The following is a 1,136-nucleotide window of genomic DNA, read 5'->3' on the forward strand; positions in this document are numbered from 1 at the left end:
CTAGTGTCCTGAGTCGTTAATTCGTCGGCAGATAGTAGACTGTCGCGGTGGCTGGTCGTCCGCGTGGTGTGGTGGAACTGACTGATGACGAGCGTGCGTGTCTGATTCGGTGGGCGCGGCGGGGTAAGTCGTCGCAGGCGTTGGTGTTGCGGTCAAAGATCGTTCTGTTGTGCGCTGATGGCTTGGTTAACACCCACGTGGCGGAGCGCCTTGGCGTTTCGCGGGACATGGTGGGCAAGTGGCGTAGCCGCTTCCTCGCGCGTCGGTTGGAGGGCCTGGTTGACGAGCCGCGGCCCGGGGCGCCGCGTCGGGTCACCGACGACCGTGTCGAGGAAGTAATCGTCAAGACGCTGGAGCGGCGGCCGGCCAATCAGGACAGTCACTGGTCGACACGGTCGATGGCCAAAGAGACTGGGTTGTCGCAGACAGCGGTGTCGCGGATCTGGAGGGCATTCGGCCTCAAGCCGCATCTGGTGGACACTTGGAAGCTGTCGGCGGACCCGATGTTCGTGGAGAAGGTCCGCGATGTGGTGGGCCTGTACATGGATCCGCCGGTCAAGGCGATGGTGCTGTGCGTCGACGAGAAGTCGCAGATGCAGGCCCTGGAGCGGACCCGACCGATGCTGCCGATGATGCCCACCATCCCCGCGAGGCAGACCCACGACTACATTCGTCACGGTGTGGCCAGCCTGTTCGCCGCGTTCGACCCCGTCACGGGCAAGGTCATCGGGCAGTTGCACCGCCGGCACCGCCACCAGGAATTCCTGAAGTTCCTGAAGGTCGTCGACGCCAACACTCCCGCCGAGTTGGACCTGCACCTGGTGCTGGACAACTACGCCACCCACAAAACCCCGGCCGTGCAACGCTGGCTGGCCGCGCATCCCCGCTTCCACCTGCACTTCACCCCGACATCGTCGTCGTGGCTCAACCTCGTCGAGCGCTGGTTCGCCGAACTGACCAACCGCAAACTCCGCCGCTCCAGCCACCGCAGCGTGGCCGACCTCGAAGCCGACGTACGAGCCTGGATCGAGGCGTGGAACGCCGACCCCAAGCCGTTCGTCTGGACCAGAACCGCCGACGAGATCCTGAACAACCTCGCCACATACTGCGGCCGAATTAACGACTCAGGACACTAG

General features: G+C 64.2%; 1 protein-coding gene. It reads left to right on the forward strand.

Annotated features, from left to right (window positions below):
- Positions 1-47 precede the first annotated feature (47 nt).
- Complete coding sequence (locus ACIQG9_RS29825; RefSeq protein ID WP_400408572.1) at positions 48-1,136, forward strand: IS630 family transposase; 1,089 nt, start codon at positions 48-50, stop codon at positions 1,134-1,136.

The organism is Micromonospora sp. NPDC092111 (genome assembly GCF_044755745.1).
Classification (GTDB): domain Bacteria; phylum Actinomycetota; class Actinomycetes; order Mycobacteriales; family Micromonosporaceae; genus Micromonospora.